This is a genomic window from Sulfitobacter sp. IGS-18, assembly GCF_059628195.1.
This window is the reverse complement of sequence record NZ_CM184556.1, coordinates 460,588-484,250: the sequence shown is the minus strand read 5'-3', so window position 1 is coordinate 484,250 and position 23,663 is coordinate 460,588. Positions and strand designations below refer to the sequence as shown.

Below are 23,663 nucleotides of genomic sequence, written 5' to 3'. Positions count from 1 at the left end.
GCTGCTTGCCTCTTAGATGGCGCAGCGGGACGGCGGGTGCAATGGGTCAGCCGTGACCAAAGGCGTTTTCGATGATCCGGGTCTGTCCCTGTGCATCGACCAGCGCGACGTCAAACCGCGTTTCGGTCAGGGTGCCCGCAGGTTCTGATCCAAGGAATTCTTCGGCGGCCAGAAAGATGCGCTGCATCTGGCGGGCAGAGAGGCTTTGTGCGGCGCGGTCGAAATCACGTGCCTGTTTGACTTCGACAAAGATCAGCCCGTCACCGTCACGCAGGATCAGATCAATCTCCCCGCCCTTGCCGCGCCACCGCCTGCGCGCCAGGGCAAAGCCGCGCCTTTCGTAGTCCTGCGCAATCCGGTTTTCCGCCGCGACCCCCGCCTGAAAAGCCATCGCGCCCCTGTGGGTTCTGGCAGAACCGGTCATGTGTCATCCTTTCCCATCGCCAGGGCAGCCTGATACACCTTGCGCCGTGGCAATCCATGCGCCTGCGACACCATATCGACCGCATCGCGCATCGACATTTCCGACAATGCGCCTTTCAATTCCGTTTCTAGGTCAATTTCCCTAACAGTTCCTGAACGGGCACGGTCCACCAGCACCACGATCTCGCCCTTTGGATTGGACTCCGCGTGGATTTCCGCCAGTTTTTCCAGGGGATGGCGCTGCACCTCTTCGAATTTCTTGGTGAGTTCCCGACAGACGGCCGCTTTCCGGTCCGGGCCCAGCACCTCCGCCGCATCGCGCAGCATGGCCCCCAGCCGCTTTGGTGATTCGTAAAACACCAGCGTGCCCGGCACCTCCTGCAGGGTCTCCAGCGCAGCCTTGCGCGCGGTTGCGGCATTGGGCAGGAACCCCGCAAAAAAGAACGCATCCGTCGGCAATCCGCCCAGCGCCAGCGCCGTGGGCAGTGCGGATGGCCCCGGTGCACAGGTCAGCGGCAACCCGGCCTCGGCCACGGCACGGGACAATTCGAACCCCGGATCGGCAATCAGCGGCATGCCGGCCTCGGAGGCATAGGCCACCGACTGCCCGGCGCGGATCGCGGCCAGCAGCTTGTCGGTCACAGCCGCACCGCTGTGATCATGCATCGCGACAATGCGCCGCCCCGCCAGTGGCACGCCATGAATATCCATCAGCCGCCGCAGGCTGCGGGTGTCTTCCGCTGCCAGCACATCTGCGCTGGCCAGCACGTCAAGCGCGCGCAGGGTGATATCGCGCGCCGTCCCGATCGGGACGCCGACAAAGTATAAACCCGCCGACAAAGCGGCTTTGAGGTAATTCACGCTGGACCCGCCTTTCGCACTCTCTATGATTGCTTAGGTAAAACACCGGCGTCCCGACGCCGCCTGACCACCCGGAGAGTGAGTTCGACATGATTGCTTTTTTCGATGCAGGCCGCAAGAAGCTGCGGCTGCTGATCCTGGCCCTTTTTGCCCTGGTCCTGGCCGCCTGCGAGCCGATGGCCATCGGCGGGCTGGCAAACACCGGCGGACCCAAGGTTGATACAAGTGCACCGATCCCGGTTGCCCTGCTGGTCCCGCGCGGCGGTTCGGCCAGCGACAACCTGCTTGCGCAGAACCTTGAAAACGCGGCACGTCTGGCGATCCGGGACCTGGACGGCGTCAAGGTGGACCTGCGCGTCTATGGCACGGCCGGGAATGCAGGCACTGCCGCCAGCATGGCATCCCAGGCCGTCTCCGAAGGGGCCAAGATCATTCTCGGGCCGGTCTATGGCGAATCCGCCAATGCCGCCGGGGTTGCGGTGGCCTCTCAGGGCGTGAACGTGCTGTCGTTCTCCAACAACACGACCATCGCCGGCGGCAACGTCTTTGTGCTCGGGCCAACCTTTGAATCCACCGCGAACCGGCTGGTCGGCCATGCCAAGCGCAACGGCAAGGACCGGATCGTGATCCTGCACGGGCAGGATGTCGCCGGGCAACTGGGGCGTGATGCGATCCAGCGGGCGATTGCTGCAAACGGTGCGACCCTCGCGGGGACCGTGGACTATGCGCTCAGCCAGGAATCCGTCATCGCTTCGGTGCCGCGGGTCAAGGCGGCCATGGACAGCGGCAATGCCGATGCGCTGTTCCTGACGACCTCTTCGGCCAGTGCCCTGCCGCTCTATGCGCAACTGCTGCCCGAGGCCGGCATAAAGGCCCCCACAACACAGTTCATCGGCCTGACACGCTGGGACATTCCGCCTGCAACCCTTGCCCTGCCAGGGGTTCAGGGGGGATGGTTCGCCCTGCCCGACCCTGGCGCGACAGGGGTGTTCCGCCAGAAATACAGCGCTGCATACGGGTCTGACCCGCATCCTCTGGCCGGACTGGCATTTGATGGGATTGCGGCCATCGGTGCCCTGGTCAAGACCGGCAAATCCACGGCGCTCACCGGTGCGTCCCTGACCCAGGGTGCGGGGTTCCGGGGGGCAAGCGGCATCTTCCGCCTGCGCGCGGACGGCACCAATGAACGTGGGCTGGCCGTCGCTACGATCCGCGACAAATCGGTTGTGATCCTCGATCCCGCGCCCAAGGCGTTTGGCGGCGCGGGTTCCTGATCCGAAAGTGCCAACTTCCCTTTCAACAAAAGCGACAGGCGCGGATAGCGATCCGCGCCTGATTTGCGCGCCCGAACTTATTTTCGATGCCGAGGCGGTACATGCTGCCCTGGATGAAGCCTGCACGGGTGCAGAACCCGGCGCCCGCCGCGCGGCAGCGGTGCAGGTGCTGCGGGAGGTACAGGTAAACGGACGGGCTGAAATCGCACGCAGTTTTGCCGCAGCCCCCTTCGACGCCCGCGGCATGACCCGGGCCTATACCTATCTCACGGATCAACTGGTCAGCGCCACGCTGGCCGTCGCGGCGCGCCATCTGCACCCCAAACCCAACCCGACCGAGAGCGAGCGCCTTTCGGTGATCGGGGTTGGCGGCTACGGGCGCGGGGAAATGGCACCGTTTTCCGACGTCGATCTGCTCTTCCTGATCCCCTACAAGGCTACCGCCTGGACCGAGAGCGTCGTGGAAAGCGTGCTCTATATCCTGTGGGACTTGAAAATGAAGGTGGGTCATGCCACCCGGACCATCAAGGATTGCATCAGGCTGGGTGCCGAAGACTACACCATCCAGACCGCCCTGCTGGAGCACCGCTATATCGCCGGTGACCGCAAGCTGGCAAAGGCACTCGATACCAGGCTGGCCAGCGATCTTTTCGACGGCAAGGGCCGCGATTTCATCGAGGCCAAGCTGGAGGAACGGGACAAGCGACACCTCAAGCAGGGACAACGCTATGTGGTGGAGCCCAACGTCAAGGAAGGCAAAGGCGGCCTGCGCGACCTGCATTCACTGTTCTGGATCGCCAAGCTGATCTATCACGTCGACCGGATCTCGGACCTGGTGGACAAGGGGGTGTTCCGCCCCGATGAATACAACACCTTCCGGGAGGCGGAAGATTTCCTCTGGGCGGTGCGGGGGCATCTGCATCTGCTGGCCGGGCGGGCCACCGAACAGCTCACCTTTGACGTGCAGGTCCAGGTGGCCGAGGCGATGGGCTATCAGGACACCAGCGGCAGGCGCGGGGTCGAGGTTTTCATGCAGGCCTATTTCCGCCACGCCACGGCGGTGGGGGATCTGACCCGCATCTTCCTGTCCAGCCTGGAGGCGATCCACGTCAAGGCGGAACCGCTGCTGGAACGGTTCTTCCGCCGCCGCCCCAAGATCAAGGAAGGCTATGAGGTGGTGCACAACCGCATCGCCATCTCGGACGACAAGGCCTTTCTGTCGGACAAGCTGAACATGCTGCGCATCTTCGAGGAAGGTCTGCGCACCGGCATGCTGATCCATCCCAATGCCATGCGCCTGATCAAGGCAAACCTGCACCTGATCGATGACGACATGCGCGAAACGCCCGAGGCGCAGCGCATCTTCTTTGATCTGCTGCTGAAACACGGCAATCCCGAACGCGCATTGCGGCGGATGAACGAGCTGGGGGTGCTGGCTGCCTTCATCCCCGAATTCGAACCCATCGTCGCGATGATGCAGTTCAACATGTACCACAGCTATACCGTGGACGAACACATCATCCAGTGCATCGCCAACCTGGCCCGGATCGAAAAGCAGGAGCTGGTAGAGGAACTGCCGGTCGCCTCCTCCATCCTCAAGCGGGGGGTGAATCGCAAGGTGATCTATACCGCCCTGCTGCTGCATGACATCGCCAAGGGCCGCCCCGAGGACCATTCGGTGCTGGGTGCCAAGATGGCGCGCAAGATCGCGCCCCGGTTGGGGCTGTCGCGGGCGGATGTGGATACCGTGGAATGGCTGGTGCGCTATCACCTGCTGATGTCCGACATGGCGCAAAAGCGCGACATCGCCGACCCGCGCACGGTGCGCGACTTTGCCAAGGCGGTACAGACGGTGCGGCGGCTTGACCTGCTCTGCGTGCTGACGGTCTGCGACATCCGCGGCGTGGGGCCCGACACCTGGAACAACTGGAAGGCGGTCCTGATCCGCGCGCTGTACCGCCAGACGAAACGCGGGCTGCAAACCGGGCTTGAGGACATCAACCGCGAAAACCGCGGCACCGAGGCCCGCAAGGCCCTGAGCGAAGCGCTGGCGGATTGGCCCGCCAAGGACCTCAAGGCCGAGAAAGCACGGCATTATCCGCCCTATTGGCAGGGCCTGCACGTCACCGCCCATGTCGCCTTTGCCGAAATGCTGCGTGACATCGGCGATGGCGACGTGCGCATCGACCTGCACCCGGACGAAGACCGCGACGCCACCCGTGCCTGTTTCGTCATGGCCGACCATCCGGGCATCTTTTCGCGACTGGCCGGGGCGCTGGCCCTGGTCGGGGCCAATGTCGTGGACGCCCGCAGCTACACCACCAAGGACGGTTTCGTCACCGATGCCTTCTGGATTCAGGATGCAGAGGGCAACGCCTATGAGGCCTCCAAGCTGCCCCGCCTGCGCCAGATGATCGCCAAGACCCTGCGCGGCGAGGTCGTGGCACGCGAGGCACTGAAATCCCGCGACAAGGTCAAGAAGCGCGAAAAGGCCTTTCGCGTGCCCACGTCGATCACTTTCGACAACGAGGGGTCGGAAATCTACACGATCATCGAGGTCGACACCCGCGACCGCCCCGGCCTGCTTTATGATCTGACGCGCACCCTGGCGGGGGCAAACGTCTATATCGCCAATGCCGTGATCGCGACCTATGGCGCGCAGGTGGTCGATACTTTTTACGTCAAGGACATGTTCGGCCTGAAATACCACACGGTTGCCAAGCAGAAGATGCTGGAAAAGCGCCTGCGCGACGCGATTGCGGAAGGCGCGGAACGGGCCGAGAAATAGGGGCCGGCCCCGCCGTTGCGATCTCTGCGGGAAAACTCCCGATTTCCTGCACAAGCCGCCCCATTGCGCGGCAGGCACGCAAGGGATAGGCAAAATGCAACGCAATTCTCCGAGGCCGCCATGAAACCCATCCGCCTGATGTCCGGCTTTTTCACCGTGGGTATCTGGACCTTGCTCAGCCGGGTGCTGGGCTTCCTGCGCGAAGTGCTGCTTTTGTCGCTCATCGGGCCGGGGCCGGTGATGGATGCCTTTGTCGCGGCCTTCCGGCTGCCCAACATGTTCCGCCGCTTCTTTGCCGAGGGCGCGTTCAATGCGGCCTTTGTGCCGATGTTCGCCAAGAAACTGGAAGGCGAAGAAGGTGCAGGGCGCTTTGCCCGCGATGCCTTCAACGGGCTGGGCATGGTGGTGCTGATCCTGACCGGGCTGGGCATGGTCTTCATGCCCGCGCTGGTCTGGGCCACTGCCGAAGGTTTCGTGGGGGATGCGCGGTTCGACATGACCGTGGGCTTCGGGCGTATCGTCTTTCCCTACATCCTGTGCATGTCGCTCTCCGCATTGTTTTCAGGCATCCTGAATGCCACCGGCCGCTTTGCCGTGGCGGCCGCGGCCCCGGTGCTGCTGAACATCTTTGTCATCACCGCGATGGCCATCGGTGCGCTGACCGGCGGGGTTGTGGTGAACTGGCTGATCTGGTCGATCCCGGTCGCGGGTCTTGCGCAACTTTTCCTGACCTGGCGCGCTGCCGCTGCCGCCGGTTTTGCCCTGCGCCCCGGACGCCCCCGCTGGACGCCCGAAATGCGCAGCATGATCGTCATTGCCCTGCCCGCTGCCCTGGCTTCCGGCGTGATGCAGATCAACCTGGTGGTCGGTCAACTGGTGGCCAGCCAATATGACAGCGCCGTGTCCTGGCTCTTTGCCGCGGACAGATTGTACCAGTTGCCGCTGGGGGTCGTGGGCATCGCCGTCGGCGTGGTCCTGCTGCCGGACCTGTCGCGCCGCTTGCGGGCGGGCGATGACGCGGGCGCGCGCGGTGCGCTGAGCCGGGCCGCCGAAATCTCCCTGGCTTTGACCATCCCCTCCGCCGTGGCGCTGGTGGTGGTGCCGCTGGCGCTGGTGACGGTCCTGTTCCAGCGCGGCGCGTCGGACGTGGACGACAGTGCCGCCATCGCCACCGCCGTGACGATCTATGGGCTGGGCCTGCCTGCCTTTGTCCTGCAAAAGATCCTGCAACCGATCTACTTTGCCCGCGAAGACACCCGCCGCCCCTTCTACTTTGCCGTCGTGGCCATGGTGGTCAATGCCGCGCTGGCCATCGGGCTGGCCCCCGTCGTCGGCTGGATTTCCCCCGCCATCGCCGCCACCCTTGCCGGTTGGGTCATGTTCGCCTGTCTCGCGATCGGCGCCCGCGGCTATGGCGAAGCCGCGCAATTCGACGCCCGGTTTCACAAACGTATCTGGCGCGTGCTGGCTGCTTCCGCCGCAATGGGGCTGTGCCTCTGGGCGGCCAATGTCGCGTTCCAGCCGTTCTTTGGCATCCCCTGGTGGCGCGGCCTGACGCTTGTGGTGCTGATTGCCGTCGGCGCGGTCAGCTACTTTGGCATCGGCCATCTGACCGGTGCGTTCAGGCTGTCCGAATTCAAGCGCGCGGTCCGGCGGGGATGACGCTGGTTTTGCTTCCCTATGCCGGAAACACCCAAACCTGACCGCGCAAAGATCACCGCCGCCTGAGGCCCGCGCGCATCCGCGCCCATTCCCCCGGTGCCAGCAGGAAACACAAGGCGAAGCCGCAGAAGAACCCCGCAAGCTCGGCCACCCAAAGGGTGCCGACCTCGAAAAACACACCCCAGAGCAATTGCAGCGCCATCAGCATGCCAATCAGGGTAAACGCCCGCGCCTGTTGCGCCCCGGTCCCGGCCAGCGACCGCCACAGGACAAAGGAATAGGCCCCGATCAGCCCGTAGACATTGGGATAGGCCCCGGTCAGCCACATCGGATCATTCAGCAAAAGCCCGTAGACAACCGCGCCGCCAACCCCCGACAGCACGAAAATGACCGCAAAGGCCACCTGCCCCATGACCTCGGCCACCATCTTGCCCAGCGCCAGCAGCAGCACCATGGCAAAGATGCCATGGGTGAACCCCAGATGGACAAAGGAATAGGTCACAAGCCGTTTGACCTCGGACAGCGGGAATTGCCCGTTTGCGATCATCCAGTCAAAGATCTGGCCGGAAAAGCCGTAGTCGCGGATCAGGCCCAGCCGCCAGCCCACGGCCCCGGGCCCGCCGATCAGCCCGGCCTCGCCCAGTGACAGCCCCGCCTCCACCCCGGCGATGGCAAGGAAAAACAGGATCACCACCGGAGGCAAGGGGTTCACGGGCGGCTGGAAATCGGGTGCGGACATGGGCGCTCCTTGACGGCATTGGCCCCCATGAGTAAGCCGTGCCCACCGCCTTTTCCAGCCCCAGAGGTCAGCCATGCCCGAGACATCCTTTACCCCGCGCGTCTTTTCCGGGATTCAGCCCTCCGGCGGCCTGACGCTGGGCAACTATCTGGGTGCGATCAAACGGTTCGTGTCGATGCAGGACGAGGATTTCGAGACGATCTATTGCATGGTCGATCTGCATGCGATCACCGCAAAATTCCTCGAACCCGAGGTCCTGCGCCGCAACACCCGCGAACTGGCGGCAGGTTTCATCGCCAGCGGCATCTCGCCCGAGAAATCCATCCTGATCAACCAGAGCCAGGTCCCGGAACACGCCCAGCTTGCATGGATTTTCAACTGCGTGGCCCGGATGGGCTGGATGGGCCGCATGACCCAGTGGAAGGACAAGGCCGGCAAGAATGCGGAGGCCGCCTCGCTGGGGCTGTTCGCCTATCCGGCACTGATGGCCGCCGACATCCTGGTCTATCACGCCACCCATGTTCCCGTGGGCGAGGACCAGAAACAGCATCTTGAGCTGACCCGCGACATCGCGGCCAAGTTCAACCACGACTACGGCGTCGATTTCTTTCCGATCACCGAACCGGTGATCGAAGGGGCCGCGACCCGCGTGATGTCGCTGCGCGACGGGTCCAAGAAAATGTCGAAATCCGACCCCTCCGACGCCAGCCGCATCAACATGACCGATGATGCTGATGCCATTGCCAAAAAGATCCGCAAGGCCAAGACCGACCCGGATGCCCTGCCCTCCGAAGCCAAGGGTCTGGATGACCGGCCGGAGGCGCGCAACCTGGTGAACATCTATGCCGGCCTCTCGGAGCAATCCGTCGATCAGGTGCTTGCAGAGGTGGGTGGCCAACAGTTCGGCACCTTCAAGCCGTTGCTGGCCGATCTGGCGGTTGCCAAGCTGGCGCCGATCTCGTCCGAGATGGCGCGCCTGATGGACGACCCGGCAGAGATTGACCGAATCCTTGCCAGGGGCGCGGCACAAGCCCGCGAAATAACGGCACCCATCCTGAAAAAAACATATGAAATCATTGGGATGGTCGGCTGACACCGCACCGTCGGCACCTGAAACTTAAGGTTCCTTGAGCGGCACTCCGCTGCTAACCTGACGCATATTCGTTTTTTTGTTCAGAGAATCGTTATGCCGACAGTTGTTGATAATTATACCGCGATCCTTTCAGGTGCCACCTGGTCGGGCGAGGCGGCGACGCCCACGGTGGTGACCTATTCCTTTGAAACCATGGCACAGGACTATCTGCTTGATCGGGGGTTTTCACAGGAATACGTCGATAGTTTCCAGCAGTTTTCGAGTGCCCAGCAGGCGCTGGCCCGTTCGGCAATGGATGCCTGGGCCGCGGCCGCCGGCATCATCTTTGTCGAGGTTGACTCCGGCGAAGGCGACATGCGGTTTGCCAATTACAATTTCAACCTGGACCCCGGCCAGGGGAGCTTTTCCGGCTATGCCTACTACCCGGGCCGGACCATCGGGCAATACGGCACCTATGAATCCGACATTGGCGGGGATGTGTTCATCAACACTGGCCGCGCAGGGAACATGAGCTGGGGGCTGATCGCGCATGAGATCGGTCATGCCATCGGGATGGAACACCCGTTCAGCGGCGATCTGGTCCTGGACGCGGCTTATGACAATGGCACTTACACCATCATGAGCTACAACCGGGGTGCCGTGAACCGACTGGGCATCTTTGACGTGGAGGCGGCCCAGCATCTGTACGGCGGGCCCGGTTTCACCCCGTCAACCACGGGCGGCATCACCAGCTTCGCGTTCAACGAGGGCAGCATGCGCGTGACCCAGGGATGGGGCAATGCCGCCTCGGCCATTACCGGGACCAGCCTGGACGATGTGATCGCGGCAGGGGCCGGGGACGATACCATCGGCGGTTTCGCGGGCAATGACACCCTGTCCGGCGAGGGTGGAAACGACCGGATCGACGGTGCGGACGGCAATGACCGGATCGACGGCGGCAGCGGCAATGACGACATCCGGGGGGGCAATGGCAACGACACAATCGTGGGGGGCGCAGGCAACGACACCCTTATGGGTGGTCTTGGCTCCTCGGACTATACATTCGTCGATCTGCTCGACTACTCCGGTGCTTTGGCCAATATCTTCGTCGACATTGACCGGTTTGAGACCAGCAACTTCCTGTCGGGCTATGCCGAAGGCGACGATATCGGCAGCGATGTCCTTTACGGCTTTACCAATATCCTGGGCGGTGCGGGCAATGACACCCTGGAAGGGTCCCGTCACGACAACCTGATCGAGGGCGGATATGGCGATGACCAGATCGAAGGGGACAGCGGCAACGACACCCTGCGCGGCGGTGTCGGCAACGACCAGATCCTGGGTGGCGAAATGGCCGATACCCTGCTGGGCGACGGCGGATTCGACACGATTCTGGGCGACGAGGGCGATGACTTCATCAACGGTGGCTTCGGCGCGGACCTGCTGCGCGGGGGGACCGGCAACGATCTGATCTATGGTGAAGACGGGTTCGACAACATCTACGGCGATGCGGGCAACGACACGCTTTTTGCGGGCGATTCTGCGGACCGTGTGTTCGGTGGCGACGGTGACGATCTAATCCGGGGCGGCGCGAACTTCGGTGGCACTGTCGATGGCCTGTTTGGCGAGGCCGGCAACGACACGATCTTTGGTGAAGCCGGTTTTGACCTGCTCAATGGCGGCGATGGCAATGATTACCTGGATGGCGGCAACCAGGCCGATAACCTGTTCGGCGGCGCGGGGAACGATACGCTGCTGGGCGGCAATGGCTTTGACCGGCTCTTCGGCGAGGCGGGCAACGATCTGCTGGACGGCGGCTCCTCCGGTGACGCGCTGCTGGGCCAGGACGGCGATGATACCATGCTGGCGGGCGAAGGCGACGACCGCCTGCTGGGCGGTTCGGGCAACGACGACATCCAGGGGGGCACTGGCAACGACTCGCTTTACGGCAATGCGGGGTTCGACACTCTGACCGGAGGCGCTGGCAATGATCTGCTGCGCGGCGATTTCAACGGCGATACCTTCGTGTTCGAAGAGGGCCACGGCCATGACACGATCATCGACTTCGATGCCAACAGCGGCCTTGAGGTGATCGACTTTTCCGGCATTGCCAGCATCCGCGCCTTTGTCGACGTCATGCGGGGGGCCACCCAGGTCGGCAACTCGGTCGAGATTGTCACCGGCGTGGACAGTTCCATCATCCTGCTGGGTGTGGACCGGGCCGATCTGGACCGGGGTGATTTCCTGTACTGACGGCGGCTTTACTTGCGCCCGACCAAAGACTGGCGCGCGCGGTCCAGATAACCTGACTTGCGCAGGGTATTTGACGGATAGCTTTGATCGAACAGATAGCGTTCGATGCTGAAATTGGTCTCGATCGTTTTCAGCTCGTTGACCTGTTTCAGGCTGTCAGCAGCCCTGTTCTGCGCCGCGTGCAGGCCGATCAACTGCCGCCGGGGCGCGCGGTACGCAGGTGACCTTTCCGCCGCCAGCTTGGAGCTTGCAACCGCCTCTTCGGTCCGCTGCAGGGAAATACACAGCAGCGAATGGTGCAGGTTGCACATGGCCTCGAACTTGGAAAGGGCAGAGATGAACTTGCTCTGGCGCGACAGTTCATAGGCCTGATCCAGCTGCCCCTGGGCGATGCGGCCCACGGACATGGCCTGCAGGGCGAACAGGTTGTTGGGGTTTTCGCGCAGCGCGCGCCGGGCCAGATTGACGGCACTGTCATGCCGCTCGAACAGGATCGCCTGCACGTTTGCGCTGACCGCCGCCATCATCGCATCACCCGGCGCCAGTTCTTCTGCCCGGGTCAGCAGCGCGGAGATTTCCTCAAGCGTTGCTGCGTCCTCGACCAGAAAGCCCTCCATGATCATGGAGGTCATCGCCCAGGCCTTGAGCGCCAGGTAAAGGCCTGCATCCATTTCGTCATTCGCGATGTCCAGCACCGAAAGACTGGATTGCATTTCCACAGGATCAAAGGTCAGAACCTTGCGCAGCGCCTTCTGCACATGACCCGACCGCATCGCCAGCGGACTTTGGTCGCGCCGCAGGCCGGGCAGTTTTTCCAGCGTCAGGTCCGCCACGTTCCAGCAGAACCGGCCCAAAACCTCCTGACTGCGCAGGAAATTGTTCAGATCCTCGGCAAAGCAATGATCGGAATGCACGATTTCGTCCATCAGCGGGTCGATGACCTGAACAAGGATCGCGGCACCGCCGTCCTCTTCCTCGATGCTGGTGCGGATCACCAGATCGGCATTGGTTTCGGTGATCGTGCGGCGCGAAGCGGCGATAAATTCGCTGATGATCTTGCCGACCTGATCGTTCACGATCTGCTGTTTGGCATTGCCGGTCGAGGATTGGTTCCAGGGTTCGCCGCATTGGATCGTCACCCGCCCCGGCAATTGCGCGTCCGACCGGTTGGCCCCGCTCCGCCGCAGCATCATGCGCTGCTGCATCAGCCAGTCGTTGAATTCGGGATCGGGGATGACAAGACCTTCGAGAAACTCGCGCGTGCTTTCGGTATTGTCGATGTCGGTTTCGATCCGGTCCTGTTCCAGCCAGACCGACGTGCGATCAGATCCGAGGATTTCGGCAAATTCGCCAAGGTTCTTGCGGATGTCCACAAGGGTGGTGCGCAGACTGCCCCGTGCCTGTTCGCTGCCACGATCGCTCCACAGTTTGTCTTCCAGCCAACGCCGCGACCTTGTGTGATTGTCGCTGCTGGCAAGCATCGCCAGCAGGCCCATGGCCTTCTTTCCCCTTGGGGTCAGCGCATCCCCCGTCGGAGAGGAAATGCAGAAATCACCCCGCAATCTGATCCGTACAACCGTCATGACTCTGCCCCAGGCTCCCGCCCTGCGTGTAACGCCGTCAGACGCAGTGAAAAAACCGTTAATAAAGGCCCGTTTCCACGCTGTCTGTTGACCCAAGACTAAGCGCAGGCTGTATTGAATACAACGGTTCTCGGAGGGGTGGTATGACGGGTCTCAGCGCGCTTAATGGCCGGAACGGTCGAAATGGCAGAAACGGGCGGAACGGCAGGAATGGCCGGAACGGGCGCAATGGCCGTGACGGCATCTTCTTTGCAGGGGGCGAGACCAGCGGACAGGTCAGTGCCGCGCTGATGTCCACATTCGAAGGGATCACCCGCCAATGGGACGCAACATTGCACCGACCACGCACCTCTGCCCCCACGACCAACCTGCCTGCGCTGTCGCCCGACCTTGCCGCGTTTGAACGCCACGAGGGGTTTTTCCGCAATCACATCATCGACTACAACCTCGATCACCTCTTTGCCACGCTTGTCCTGAACGCCCCGACAGAGGTGGTCCTGCAGGAGGCCGGTGCAGCCACGCCAATCTATACATTGCCCCTGCCACAGGGGGCCGATCCCCAGACGCCGTTCCGCGAGGTTCTGAATGCCTATCTCCGGGGCCAGATGCGCTTTGTGAAAAGCAGTGCCGCATTGCGGGACGAGCGGTTTGACGAGATCCATGTGCAGCAGACCGACACGCTCAGCTTTTTCGGGGCGCTGATGGCGCTGGACGACAACCGCACCCCCTGGACGCTGATGTTGCTGGACGCGATCCTGCGCTTTGGCACCTATATCGAAATGCCGGTCAAGCTGCATCTGTCCGCGACACGCCCGAACGAGATGTCGGGTTTTGTCCAGCCGATCATCCAGCCGCCGAGCCACGCCAGCTTTCCCAGCGGCCATTCGGTAGAGGCCTTTGCCGTGGCCACCGTTCTTCATGCGCTGTCCACGGACACGCCCGGCAATGCGCCCTATTCAGCGCAATCCGCCTTTGCCGCCACCCAGCCACCGACCGAGGCAAGCCTGCTGATGCGGCTGGCCGCGAGGATCGCCGAGAACCGCACGATTGCCGGTGTCCATTTCCCTGCGGACAGTTTTGCCGGGGCCGCGATGGGCATGGCAATTGGTGAATATCTGGTGAACGCGCTCAGCGGTGCTGCGCAGACCGGGGCCTATCGGCTTGAGACCGCCAATATCGCGGCACGCGACTTCAACTTTGACACGCTTGCCTTTTCGGGTCCGCAGAAAGCCTTTGATCACGCCCCGGCCTCGGTTGCGGTGGACGGGTCGATTGTATCGCCGCTGTTGCGGGACATCTGGGCACGGGCGCGGGCAGAAATGCGGATCGCGAATTTCTGACAACGCGCCTAGGTGGTCGGCGGCATGACAGCCTGAACCAATTCGCGGCTCAGGATCGCGGCAGCGCCGCTTGACCCCGACAGCCGCGAGCCGGTGCCGGAATAGGTGCCGGTCGTGCGCTGCCCAAAGGTGAACACCTGATCCACCACGCGATTTTGGGTCTCGGCACCCGACCCGGCCCAAAGCGCGCCGCGCGATGCATAATCCGCCGCCGTCACCTGCCCCAATACATCCTTTTGCGCCCCAACCGTGTGAATGCGCGGGTGGCTGGCGCTGGCATAGGCACTGCAGGTTCCCTCGTTGGTCAGTGGGGCCAGGACGTCCCAGCCGGGATGGCCGTCCTGGACAACGGGCACGGCTGTCCCCTCCAGGAACGATTGCCGCCCGCCGATGTTGAAACCCGGCGCGGTATCGCCACGCTGTACCTGCAGCACCAGATCGACCGGCGCCGTCGTCGTGTTGGTGATGGTGATGCGCCAGTCGCCCGCAGGCGCGATCGGCAGATCAGGATCAATCCGGCGCGTCGGCGCGATGGCGAGGTTGTAGAACCCCAGGCAATCCGGACGCCCGCTAACCACCCGTTCCGGCGCGTGGTACAGCCGCGCGGGTGCGCCGCTCCGGGCGGCCCCCAGCGGCGGCACCGCCGCACCGGGCGCAGGCGCGGCCTGTATCACCTGACCACCGTCCGGCGCGGTGACCGTCATCTGCAAGCCCTCGGGCAGGCTGGTCAGATGCGGTGTGCCTGCGCTGCTCAGGGTCCGTATCTCAAGGAAATTCGGGACCGGATCGTCGGGTTGGATCACCCAGACCAGCGGATCAGAGGTCGCACCCGGCGCGATCTGGACCCGCGCCACCTGCTGCGCATTCAGGCTGTTGCCATAGGCATAGACCACATGCACCTGCTGGCCCAGCGCCTCCGCAAGGGTGATCTCGCGGTGGATCTGCGCCTCGATGAACTTGCCGCCATCCTTCTGCCCCGCCAGCACGCCATAGCTGATGTTGATCACCAGCCTGGCCTGCGGTGCCCGCCTGCGCGCCTCGGCGCAAAGCCACCGAACCCCCTGAACGATATAGCTCTCGCTGTAGCTGCCGGTGGTGTCCACCGCCGCTTCGGGCGGCAATTGCACCGCCATCAGGGGCACGGCGCAGGGATTGTCCGATGTGCACATGTCCTGGCCATAGGCCAGATCGGCGACCGCGGTGCCATGGCTTTCGACAGGCGGGGGGCGGCGAAACGGATCCCAGACATGCAGCGCATCGTTGATGTCGCCGTAGATGCGCACCTCATCGCGCGGATCACCGTGGATCATGGCGTCTATCTCGGTCTTGCGCAGGACACGGCCAAGCTGCACCGCGTTGATCGGCGGCAGTGGCGTGCTGGCCAGACATTCGCGCGACTGCAGCCAGACCGCCTCGAACCGGGTGTTGCCTGCCTCGGGACCGTCGCGATGGCGAAAGGTCGTGTTCAGAAAACCGATATCATTGTCGATGACCGCGCCGATCACCTCTGCCTGGGGCAACAGCTGGCCAATCGCACCTTGCGACGCCATGTCCATGAAGGGGGCCGGTGCAGGGCGGTACAAGGCCGGTGCGCCAAGGTCGATCACCTCGAAAATACTGTCGTATTGCTGGTGCTCCGCCAGGCTGCGGGCAATCGGACGATACAAAAAGAACTCAAGCGGCGCATCTGCAAACAGCGCATGTTCAAGGCCGATCAGCAGGTCATTGATGTCAAAGGCCAGATCCTGGCCGGACAGAAATAGCAGCTCGGGCAGCGCCAGCAGGCTGGCCCCGGCAGACAGGTCGGCAGCCTGCAGGAACCCCTCCACCTGACTGCGCGACGCGGGGCATAAACACTCTCTCACCCGCACGAAGGCCGGTTCGTAGACCGCCATACCCGTATCCGACGCGACCTGTTCAAGCGAAGGGGCCGGCCCCTCGACCGCCCGGTCCATCAGATCGGCCCAATGAAGGTATCCGTCCCAGAAATAATCTTGAAGCGTTTGTGTCATCTGACCCCCGGATCACCCCTCTTTGGAGTTTGGGCGCGCGGATTGCCACGGGTCAAGCGCTCAGGTGACCCTCGCAAATATTAACGGTTTACTAACGTGCAACTCACGACCGCCCGGCTACACTGAACCTGGCTGTCTAGGCTGGTGTTTGTGACCCGTGTGGGGGTGAAGTTGCCGCAGTGATCCCGGACAGCGCAAAATGTCCGGGTGAGTGTTCGGTGGCTGCGCTTTATATTTTATGCCGCTTGGGTCGTGATCGCCTGGCGTGCGCAGGGTGCATTACATCCTGTGTGCGCCACCTTCCCCTTCCGGGGAGCAAAGGGCGATCAGGGTAAGGTTTCGCTGCCACCGTGCATCGGCGGCAGTTACGCCGGACATGACCGGCGCGGGGCTTTGTTCCGCACCGTTAAAGAGTTGGTATCGCGCGCCATGAGAATTGGCTCATAGACGCAATACCCCCGACACCTCCCCGTCGGGCAAGGCCGGGTCGCCCCCTGGGATCGACCCGGCCTTATTTTATTTTCCGGCATATTCCGGTGCTGGCCGCATGCCCGCGGCACAACGCAGCGCAATCCCCCGCAAAAACGGGAAGCGGAACCCGCCGCGCCCTTGACTTCCGGGGCGGCAAAAGGTGTACCTGCGCCAATTCATTCAGCCCTGAGGGGGACCGCACATGCACGCCTATCGCAGCCATACCTGCGCCGATCTGAACCTTGCGAACAAAGGTGATACCGTGCGCCTTGCCGGATGGGTCCATCGGGTGCGCGATCACGGCGGCGTGCTGTTCATCGACCTGCGCGATCACTATGGCATCACCCAGGTGCTGTGCGATCCCGACAGCCCCGTGTTTGCCCAGGTGGAAAAGGTCCGCTCTGAATGGTGTATCCGGATCGACGGGCTGGTAAAGGCCCGCGCGGAAGGTCTGGCAAACGCCAAGATCCCCACCGGCGAGATCGAAGTCTATATCCGTGACATCGAAGTGCTGGGAAAGGTGAACGGCGACCTGCCCCTGCAGGTTTTCGGCGATCAGGAATATCCCGAGGAAACCCGCCTGCGCTACCGCTACCTCGACCTGCGCCGCGAGAAAATGCAGAACAACATGGTGCTGCGCTCTGACGTGGTGTCCTCGATCCGCAAGCGGATGTGGGATCAGGGCTTCAAGGAATTCCAGACACCGATCATCACCGCGTCCTCGCCTGAAGGTGCGCGCGACTTCCTCGTGCCGTCGCGCCTGCATCCGGGCAAGTTCTATGCCCTTCCCCAGGCCCCGCAGCAGTTCAAGCAGTTGCTGATGGTCTCGGGCTTTGACAAATATTTCCAGATCGCGCCCTGTTTCCGCGACGAGGATCCGCGCGCCGACCGGTCGCCCACCGATTTCTACCAGCTCGACCTTGAGATGTCCTTTGTCGAGCAGCAGGACGTATTCGACACCATCCAGCCCGTGATCGCCGGCGTCTTCGAAGAGTTCGGCGGCGGCAAGAAGGTCGACCAGACCTGGGAGCAGATTTCCTACAAGGATGCGGCACTCTGGTACGGATCGGACAAGCCCGACCTGCGCAACCCGATCAAGATGCAGGTGGTCAGCGATCATTTCGCCGGTTCCGGTTTCGCCATCTTTGCCAAGCTGCTGGAGCAGGAAGGCACCGAGGTCCGCGCCATCCCCGCGCCCACGGGCGGCAGCCGCAAGTTCTGCGACCGGATGAACGCCTTTGCCCAGAAGGAAGGGTTGCCGGGGATGGGCTACATCTTCTGGCGCGAGAAAACGGCGGATGCCGTGGCACAGGAAATGGGCATCACCGTGAAGGAAGCCCAGGCCAAGCTGAAATCCGGCGAAGTCGAAGGTGGCATGGAAGCGGCAGGCCCGCTGGCCAAGAACATCGGCCCCGAGCGGACCGAGGCGATCCGCCAGCAGCTGGGTCTGGGTGTCGGCGACGCCGCGTTCTTCCTGGGCGGCAAGCCCAAGACTTTCGAGGCCATCGCGGGCCGCGCCCGCAACATCATCGGCGAGGAACTGGGCCTGACCGATACGGACCGCTTCGCCTTTGCCTGGATCGTGGATTTCCCGATCTACGAAAAGGATGCCGAAACCGGCAAGATCGACTTTGAACACAACCCCTTCTCCATGCCGCAGGGCGGGATGGAGGCGCTGCAGGGCGATCCGCTTGAGGTATTGGGCTTTCAGTACGACCTGGCCTGCAACGGCTATGAACTGGTCTCGGGGGCGATCCGGAACCACAAGCCCGAAATCATGTTCAAGGCCTTCGAGATTGCGGGCTATGGCGAAGAGGAAGTGCGCAAGCGCTTTGGCGGCATGGTCAACGCCTTCCAATATGGCGCCCCGCCCCACGGCGGCTGTGCGGCGGGCATCGACCGGATCGTCATGTTGCTGGCCGAGGAACAGAACATCCGCGAGGTGATCCTGTTCCCGATGAACCAGCGCGCCGAAGACCTGATGATGAACGCACCCAGCGAGCCCACTAGCGACCAGTTGATGGAACTGGGGCTGAGGGTGATCCCGCAGGAGTAGGCTGAAAAGGGCTGCACATTGTTGCAGCCCTTTTTCGTCAATCCTCCAGCGAATCTTCCTTCTTTTCCTCGATCAGCCCGCGCTCTTGCTTCTTGCGGGCCTCGAAACGGGTGCCGAAACCTTCGATCTCCTCGGCATCGATGACCTCCCTGGCGCGGGAAAACACCTCGTCTTCCTCTTCATCCATGTGATGTTCGTAGTCGTGTCTGAGCGTCTTGAACCTGGTCAGCCAGCCTGGCGAGGACATGTCCATCTCGTTCAGCTCTTCCATCAGGTCATCCAGTTGCTGGTGCTCATGCACCGAATGACGCGCGGCGTCCTGGCCCCAGGTCTTTGAGATCAGCTTGGAATAGAAGGTCTCTTCCTCCGCGGCGGCATGGGATTTCACGTCATGGTAAAACCTGCTCCAGGCGTTCTGGCGCTCTGTGCTGGCGCCGCTTGTTTCCCCGATTTCCTGCAGCAGGCTGCGGTGCAGGTCGTGATCGGCTTTGATCGCATCATAGATTGTGGGCATGGTGGTTCCTTTCGGTCATCGCGGCCCAACGCGCTTAGATTGGGCGCGGTTCCCGGCCAAATTCGGCCTGTGGTCAAATGCCAGGGATGCAAAAGCAACCGTGACGTATTATCTTGGTGAAAGGGCCGGTTTGGAGACGACATGGGCTTTTCACCACATCTTGCCGAAAGGCGCTTTGGCTATGGCGCATCGCCCCTCGTCGCGCCGCCTGCCTCTGTTGCGGCCATGCTCGACACGCTGCGCGGTGAAGATGTGATGGCCCGGCAATTCCCGATCCCCGGGTTTCGCCCGTTTCAGGACGCCCATATCGTCAAGATGCGGTTTGACGCCTTCGCCCGCAAGGAAACCACCAGCCCCGAACAGGCCGCGGTGGCCCGCAAGAAATCGGATGCGATCGTGCATGATTTCATCCGGGAACGGCTGCGGTCCTTCGGGCAGATGCAGCTGCGGCGCATCCATGGCACTGACAGCTTCCGCGAGCGGCTGGTCGCCTTCTGGGCGGATCATTTCACCGTGCAGGGAAAGTTCTCCATGCTCAAACAGGCGGTCCCCGCCTATGCGGAGGAAGCGGTGCGGCCCCATGTTTCAGGCCGTTTTGTCGATTTGCTCACAGCCTGCATCACCCATCCCATAATGCTGGAATACCTGGACCAGACCACCTCCATGGGACCGGGCAGCAAGCGAGCGCAGCACGACGGCAACCGCCGGGGACTGAACGAAAACCTGGCGCGTGAACTGCTGGAACTGCATACTTTGGGCGTCGGTTCCGCCTATGATCAGGCCGATGTGCGGCAGATGGCCGAACTGCTGACCGGCCTGACCCGCACGCGCGACTATACCTTTGTCTATCGCAAGGGCTGGGCGGAACCGGGCACCGAAACCGTGCTGGGCAAGACCTATGGCGACCGCAAGGACATGACGCCGATCCGCGATGCGCTGAACGATCTTGCCCTGCATCCCGATACGGCGCGCCACCTCGCCACCAAACTGGCGGTGCATTTCGTTGCCGATACCCCGCCCGAAGACCTGGTTGCGCGGCTGACGACGGCCTATCTGGACAGTGGCGGCGATCTGATGGCGCTTTACGAGGCGCTGCTGGATGACCCGCTGGCATGGCAGATGCCCGCGACAAACATTCGGCCACCGCTGGAATACGTCAGCACGGCCCTGCGGGCGCTGGCGGTGCCGCCGGACCGCATTCAGGCGTTGAAACCCAAAGAGACCCGCAACTGGTTCCTCGGCCCGCTGAATGTCATGGGTCAGGACTGGCAGAGCCCGTCGGGACCCGATGGCTGGCCGGAGGCCGATGGCGCATGGGTCACGCCGCAAGGCGTTGCCGCCCGGCTGGAATGGGCGATGACAGTGCCATCCCGCCTGCTTGACGACCTGCCGGAACCGGAGGCATTCCTGCGCAGCACCCTGGGCCCGGATGCCCCGGAGCCGTTGAAATTCGCAACCGCCGCTGCCGAGACCCGCGCCGTCGGGATCGGGCTGGTGCTTGTCTCGCCCGCGCTTCAGCGGCGCTAGAAAGGGGATAACGATGACAGACCGGCTTTCCCGCAGACAGCTTTTGACCCGCGCAACCGCCATCGGCTGCTCGCTGGCCGCCAGCCCCTTGCTGACCCGGATGACCTTTGCCCAGGCGCCCTGGGACACCCGCCTCGTTGTCATCATCCTGCGCGGCGGCATGGATGGGCTGGATGTGGTGCGGCCGATGGGCGATGCGGCCTATGCCGCTTTGCGGCCCGGCCTGCGCACCGACGGCGCGCTGGATCTTGACGGTTACTTTGCCTTGCACCCCGCTTTGGCCGGGCTGATGCCGCTCTGGCGGCAGCAGGAGCTGAGCTTTGTCCATGCCGTATCCACCCCCTACCGCGACAAGCGCAGCCATTTCGATGGCCAGGACCTGCTGGAGGCAGGCACCGCCGAACTGGGCGATGGCACCCGCGATGGCTGGCTGAACCGGTTGCTGCAGCAGATACCCGGTGCGGGCCGGGACACAGCCTATGCCATCGGCACAACGCCCCTGCCGGTGCTGGAGGGCGCTGCACCGGTTTCGAACTGGGCACCGGAGGCCAATCTGAAAATCAGCCCGCAAGCCATGCGGCTGGCCGCCCTGGTGATGGAGGAAGACCCGGCCTTGCACAGAGCCCTGGCCGAAGCGGAAATGCTGGCAGAGACCGGGATGGATGAAAAAGGTGGCCGCGCCCATCACCAGATCGCCCGCTACGCGGCAGGCAGGCTGCGGGGCGACGCGCGCATCGCGGCCTTTTCCCTTGGCGGCTGGGACACCCACCGCGCCCAGAGCCGGGTCCTGCCGCGCAGCCTTGCCACGCTTCAGGACTCCATTCTGGCCCTGAAAGACGGGCTTGGCGCAGATATCTGGGGCAAGACGGCGATCCTCGCCATGACCGAATTCGGGCGCACCGCCCGCGAAAACGGGGCCGGCGGCACCGATCACGGCACCGGGGGGCTGGCGATCCTTGCCGGGGGCGCGATCAGGGGGGGGCAGGTCAGCACCCGCTGGCCGGGGCTGGAAGAGGCCGATCTTTACGAACGGCGCGACCTGATGCCAACCGGCGATGTCCGCGCCACGGCGGCCTGGATGCTGCGGGGCATTACCGGCGTGAACGGCAATATTCTGGAAAACAACGTCTTTCCCGGGCTGGATATGGGCAGCGACCCCGGGTTGCTGGCATGATGCCAGCAGTAGGTATCAGAAGGCTGCCGTATCCGTCACATAGTGGCCCAGGCTGGCGACCAATCCCGCCTCGCCCGCCTGGATGGACGCGGCAATCACGATCAGCAACCCGACAAGCGAAACCGTAAGGACAATCCAGTCCACCTTGCGGGGGGCGGCCTCTTTCTTTTCGGTCTTGTCACGTTTGGCCGGAAACATCTGGCGTCCATGGTTTGTGCTGCATTCCTGCCATTTCAGCAGGGCAATAAGGCGATATTAGGCTGTCACCGTGCAGGTTTTGCGGCGCGGGGCAAGAAACGGAGACATCCCTGGCCGGATCCCACGGCGCGGGACCAGCCCCGGCAAAGCTGCTCTGGACGGTCCGGCCAGCGCATTATCCTCTTTCCCAATGCCTTTGCTGCGCATATCGTTTTGCCATGACTGACGTTTCTTCCCCTTCGCGGCCTGTCGGGCCGCCTGTACCGAACTGGACGCCGCCGCCGCGTCCTTCGGGCGACACCATGACCGGCAGCTATGCGCGACTCGCCCCGCTGTCGGCAGATGTTCACGCCGCCCTGCTCTACCGCGCCTATGCGGAGCATGACGCGGTGTGGGACTATTTGCCCTACGGGCCATTTTCATCTGCCGCGCAGTATCATCGCTGGGCGCGGGAACATGAGGGCCAGCAGGACCCGTTTTTCTACGCGATCCGCAATCTGGAGAGCGGGGTCTGGGAAGGGGTGGCGAGTTATCTGCGCATCACCCCGGCCGCCGGCTCAATCGAGGTGGGGCACATCAACTTCAGCCCGGCGCTGCAACGCACCCGCGCGGCCACCGAAACCATGTACTTGATGATGAAATGGGCCTTTGAAGCAGGCTATCGGCGGTATGAATGGAAATGTGACGCGTTGAACATGCCCTCCCGCCGGGCTGCGCAACGGCTTGGGCTGAGCTATGAGGGGGTTTTCCGTCAGGCTGCGGTGGTCAAGGGGCGCAACCGCGATACCGCCTGGTTTGCGGCCATTGATTCCGAATGGCCCGCGTTGAAAGAAGCCTTCGAAGCCTGGCTTGCCCCGGCCAATTTCGACAAGGACGGTCGGCAACGCGAAAGCCTGGGCGACCTGACCGGCCTTGTCCGCGCCGCCGGCGATCCCGCGCTCTGAGCGCGGGCTTTGCCATGGGGTTTGCAGGCCCCGGCCCCACTCCGGCTAAATCGCGAGCTTGTCGGTCAGGCGATGCTGAATGAGGCCAGCGAGGATCGCCGTCTCGGAGGCGACGGCCTCTCCCAATGCTCTTTTCGCGGCCAGCGCATGTGCCGCATCTTCCAGCGGCTTGTCCTCTGCAAGCCGTGCAACACCGGTCAGGAACTGCGCCGCGTAATCCAGCGCGTGGTCATCGGGCGGGTCCTCCAGCACCTCGGCGATATGGGCCATATCGTCCTGCAATGCGATGCGGTCGGGAATGACCACGGCCTTGTCCAGAACGCGCGGCCCCTGCGGGTGACGCTCTTCGGGCAGCAGGGACAATATCTTTTCCTGAAAATCCGCGATCGAGACAAGCGGTTTGGCAAGGAACCCGTCCGCCCCCGCTGCCATCGCCTCCCCCTCCAGGAAGGTGTCGCCGGACATCGCAAGCAGTGCCTGCACCCGGGGCTGGCTGGCCGCAAGTTCCGCAATCAGGTCGGTGCCATTGCCATCGGGCAGGCCAAGGTCGATGACGACAATCGAAGGGCGGTAGACCTGCAGATGCCGCCGGGCCGACCGCAGGCAATCGGCCCGCCTGATCCGCGCACCCGACCGCAGGCAAAGCAGGCGCATCGCGTCGCAGGCATAGCGGCTGTCCTCGATCACAAGAACCGTGAGGCCCAGCAAGGGGCGTGCTGCCGTGGGTTGCGGAAGTTGGGCGGTGAAGGGATCGATGCTGTCCATTGTCGTC

18 protein-coding genes are annotated in these 23,663 nt (G+C 63.2%); 10 read left to right on the top strand and 8 right to left on the bottom strand.

Features of this window, described 5'->3' with window-relative positions:
• Nucleotides 1–46: 46 nt before the first annotated feature.
• Nucleotides 47–424, bottom strand: coding sequence for a YraN family protein (locus tag ACWNZ3_RS02245; protein ID WP_496901043.1), 378 nt, complete (start codon nucleotides 422–424; stop codon nucleotides 47–49).
• Nucleotides 421–1,284: a 16S rRNA (cytidine(1402)-2'-O)-methyltransferase gene (gene rsmI / locus ACWNZ3_RS02240; protein ID WP_496901042.1), complete on the bottom strand. Its 864-nt coding sequence runs from the start codon at nucleotides 1,282–1,284 to the stop codon at nucleotides 421–423. The genes ACWNZ3_RS02245 and rsmI overlap by 4 nt, the downstream gene beginning before the upstream one ends.
• Before the next feature lie 89 nt (nucleotides 1,285–1,373).
• On the opposite strand from rsmI, the gene ACWNZ3_RS02235 reads away from it, so the two are divergent.
• The 3 genes from ACWNZ3_RS02235 (at nucleotide 1,374) to murJ (ending at nucleotide 7,008) form a co-directional block, all read left to right on the top strand.
• Nucleotides 1,374–2,558: a penicillin-binding protein activator gene (locus ACWNZ3_RS02235; protein ID WP_496901041.1), complete on the top strand. Its 1,185-nt coding sequence runs from the start codon at nucleotides 1,374–1,376 to the stop codon at nucleotides 2,556–2,558.
• A 7-nt stretch (nucleotides 2,559–2,565) separates the two neighbouring features.
• On the top strand, nucleotides 2,566–5,346 hold the full coding sequence (locus tag ACWNZ3_RS02230; RefSeq protein ID WP_496901040.1) for a [protein-PII] uridylyltransferase: 2,781 nt from the start codon (nucleotides 2,566–2,568) through the stop codon (nucleotides 5,344–5,346).
• A gap of 120 nt (nucleotides 5,347–5,466) precedes the next feature.
• The gene (gene murJ, locus ACWNZ3_RS02225) at nucleotides 5,467–7,008 is read left to right on the top strand and encodes a murein biosynthesis integral membrane protein MurJ (protein ID WP_496901039.1); all 1,542 of its coding nucleotides are present in this window, start codon (nucleotides 5,467–5,469) and stop codon (nucleotides 7,006–7,008) included.
• 52 nt (nucleotides 7,009–7,060) lie between these two features.
• Here murJ and ACWNZ3_RS02220 read toward each other — a convergent pair whose 3' ends face one another.
• A complete protein-coding gene (locus tag ACWNZ3_RS02220; RefSeq protein ID WP_274573206.1) occupies nucleotides 7,061–7,747 on the bottom strand; it encodes a rhomboid family intramembrane serine protease in 687 nt (228 codons plus the stop codon).
• A gap of 73 nt (nucleotides 7,748–7,820) precedes the next feature.
• Between ACWNZ3_RS02220 and trpS the strand changes: the two genes are divergently transcribed.
• On the top strand, nucleotides 7,821–8,840 hold the full coding sequence (trpS, locus tag ACWNZ3_RS02215) for a tryptophan--tRNA ligase (RefSeq protein WP_496901038.1): 1,020 nt from the start codon (nucleotides 7,821–7,823) through the stop codon (nucleotides 8,838–8,840).
• Nucleotides 8,841–8,933: 93 nt separating this feature from the next.
• Nucleotides 8,934–11,072 (top strand): matrixin family metalloprotease, encoded by a 2,139-nt coding sequence (locus ACWNZ3_RS02210; RefSeq protein WP_496901037.1) that lies wholly within the window; start codon nucleotides 8,934–8,936, stop codon nucleotides 11,070–11,072.
• Between the two features lie 8 nt (nucleotides 11,073–11,080).
• Here the strand turns inward: ACWNZ3_RS02210 and ACWNZ3_RS02205 are convergent, their stop codons facing one another.
• Nucleotides 11,081–12,655 carry an AfsR/SARP family transcriptional regulator gene (locus tag ACWNZ3_RS02205; RefSeq protein ID WP_274573208.1) on the bottom strand — a complete coding sequence of 525 codons (1,575 nt, stop codon included), beginning with the start codon at nucleotides 12,653–12,655 and terminating at the stop codon, nucleotides 11,081–11,083.
• A 143-nt stretch (nucleotides 12,656–12,798) separates the two neighbouring features.
• Between ACWNZ3_RS02205 and ACWNZ3_RS02200 the strand changes: the two genes are divergently transcribed.
• Nucleotides 12,799–13,995, top strand: coding sequence for a phosphatase PAP2 family protein (locus ACWNZ3_RS02200; RefSeq protein WP_496901036.1), 1,197 nt, complete (start codon nucleotides 12,799–12,801; stop codon nucleotides 13,993–13,995).
• 8 nt (nucleotides 13,996–14,003) lie between these two features.
• Here ACWNZ3_RS02200 and ACWNZ3_RS02195 read toward each other — a convergent pair whose 3' ends face one another.
• Nucleotides 14,004–16,007: a S8/S53 family peptidase gene (locus ACWNZ3_RS02195; RefSeq protein ID WP_496901035.1), complete on the bottom strand. Its 2,004-nt coding sequence runs from the start codon at nucleotides 16,005–16,007 to the stop codon at nucleotides 14,004–14,006.
• 673 nt (nucleotides 16,008–16,680) lie between these two features.
• Between ACWNZ3_RS02195 and aspS the strand changes: the two genes are divergently transcribed.
• Nucleotides 16,681–18,534, top strand: coding sequence for an aspartate--tRNA ligase (aspS, locus tag ACWNZ3_RS02190; RefSeq protein WP_496901034.1), 1,854 nt, complete (start codon nucleotides 16,681–16,683; stop codon nucleotides 18,532–18,534).
• Between the two features lie 37 nt (nucleotides 18,535–18,571).
• On the opposite strand, the gene ACWNZ3_RS02185 is transcribed toward aspS, so the two are convergent.
• The gene (locus ACWNZ3_RS02185; protein WP_269364018.1) at nucleotides 18,572–19,048 is read right to left on the bottom strand and encodes a hemerythrin domain-containing protein; all 477 of its coding nucleotides are present in this window, start codon (nucleotides 19,046–19,048) and stop codon (nucleotides 18,572–18,574) included.
• A gap of 141 nt (nucleotides 19,049–19,189) precedes the next feature.
• On the opposite strand from ACWNZ3_RS02185, the gene ACWNZ3_RS02180 reads away from it, so the two are divergent.
• Nucleotides 19,190–20,575 carry a DUF1800 domain-containing protein gene (locus ACWNZ3_RS02180; protein ID WP_496901033.1) on the top strand — a complete coding sequence of 462 codons (1,386 nt, stop codon included), beginning with the start codon at nucleotides 19,190–19,192 and terminating at the stop codon, nucleotides 20,573–20,575.
• 13 nt (nucleotides 20,576–20,588) lie between these two features.
• Nucleotides 20,589–21,749 carry a DUF1501 domain-containing protein gene (locus tag ACWNZ3_RS02175; RefSeq protein WP_496901032.1) on the top strand — a complete coding sequence of 387 codons (1,161 nt, stop codon included), beginning with the start codon at nucleotides 20,589–20,591 and terminating at the stop codon, nucleotides 21,747–21,749.
• 15 nt (nucleotides 21,750–21,764) lie between these two features.
• Here the strand turns inward: ACWNZ3_RS02175 and ACWNZ3_RS02170 are convergent, their stop codons facing one another.
• Nucleotides 21,765–21,947: a hypothetical protein gene (locus ACWNZ3_RS02170; RefSeq protein WP_496901031.1), complete on the bottom strand. Its 183-nt coding sequence runs from the start codon at nucleotides 21,945–21,947 to the stop codon at nucleotides 21,765–21,767.
• A 218-nt stretch (nucleotides 21,948–22,165) separates the two neighbouring features.
• Between ACWNZ3_RS02170 and ACWNZ3_RS02165 the strand changes: the two genes are divergently transcribed.
• Complete coding sequence (locus ACWNZ3_RS02165) at nucleotides 22,166–22,891, top strand: GNAT family N-acetyltransferase (protein ID WP_496901030.1); 726 nt, start codon at nucleotides 22,166–22,168, stop codon at nucleotides 22,889–22,891.
• Between the two features lie 45 nt (nucleotides 22,892–22,936).
• Here ACWNZ3_RS02165 and ACWNZ3_RS02160 read toward each other — a convergent pair whose 3' ends face one another.
• A complete protein-coding gene (locus ACWNZ3_RS02160) occupies nucleotides 22,937–23,656 on the bottom strand; it encodes a response regulator (protein ID WP_496901029.1) in 720 nt (239 codons plus the stop codon).
• Nucleotides 23,657–23,663: the final 7 nt, after the last annotated feature.

Excerpts from the sequence above, each read along its gene's own strand:
- ACWNZ3_RS02245 (WP_496901043.1), bottom strand. The coding sequence starts at position 424 with ATGACCGGTTCTGCCAGAACCCACAGGGGCGCGATGGCTTTTCAGGCG.
- ACWNZ3_RS02235 (WP_496901041.1), top strand. The coding sequence starts at position 1,374 with ATGATTGCTTTTTTCGATGCAGGCCGCAAGAAGCTGCGGCTGCTGATC.
- murJ (WP_496901039.1), top strand. The coding sequence starts at position 5,467 with ATGAAACCCATCCGCCTGATGTCCGGCTTTTTCACCGTGGGTATCTGG.
- ACWNZ3_RS02220 (WP_274573206.1), bottom strand. The coding sequence starts at position 7,747 with ATGTCCGCACCCGATTTCCAGCCGCCCGTGAACCCCTTGCCTCCGGTG.
- trpS (WP_496901038.1), top strand. The coding sequence starts at position 7,821 with ATGCCCGAGACATCCTTTACCCCGCGCGTCTTTTCCGGGATTCAGCCC.
- ACWNZ3_RS02210 (WP_496901037.1), top strand. The coding sequence starts at position 8,934 with ATGCCGACAGTTGTTGATAATTATACCGCGATCCTTTCAGGTGCCACC.
- ACWNZ3_RS02205 (WP_274573208.1), bottom strand. The coding sequence starts at position 12,655 with ATGACGGTTGTACGGATCAGATTGCGGGGTGATTTCTGCATTTCCTCT.
- ACWNZ3_RS02200 (WP_496901036.1), top strand. The coding sequence starts at position 12,799 with ATGACGGGTCTCAGCGCGCTTAATGGCCGGAACGGTCGAAATGGCAGA.
- ACWNZ3_RS02195 (WP_496901035.1), bottom strand. The coding sequence starts at position 16,007 with ATGACACAAACGCTTCAAGATTATTTCTGGGACGGATACCTTCATTGG.
- aspS (WP_496901034.1), top strand. The coding sequence starts at position 16,681 with ATGCACGCCTATCGCAGCCATACCTGCGCCGATCTGAACCTTGCGAAC.
- ACWNZ3_RS02185 (WP_269364018.1), bottom strand. The coding sequence starts at position 19,048 with ATGCCCACAATCTATGATGCGATCAAAGCCGATCACGACCTGCACCGC.
- ACWNZ3_RS02180 (WP_496901033.1), top strand. The coding sequence starts at position 19,190 with ATGGGCTTTTCACCACATCTTGCCGAAAGGCGCTTTGGCTATGGCGCA.
- ACWNZ3_RS02175 (WP_496901032.1), top strand. The coding sequence starts at position 20,589 with ATGACAGACCGGCTTTCCCGCAGACAGCTTTTGACCCGCGCAACCGCC.
- ACWNZ3_RS02170 (WP_496901031.1), bottom strand. The coding sequence starts at position 21,947 with ATGTTTCCGGCCAAACGTGACAAGACCGAAAAGAAAGAGGCCGCCCCC.
- ACWNZ3_RS02165 (WP_496901030.1), top strand. The coding sequence starts at position 22,166 with ATGACTGACGTTTCTTCCCCTTCGCGGCCTGTCGGGCCGCCTGTACCG.
- ACWNZ3_RS02160 (WP_496901029.1), bottom strand. The coding sequence starts at position 23,656 with ATGGACAGCATCGATCCCTTCACCGCCCAACTTCCGCAACCCACGGCA.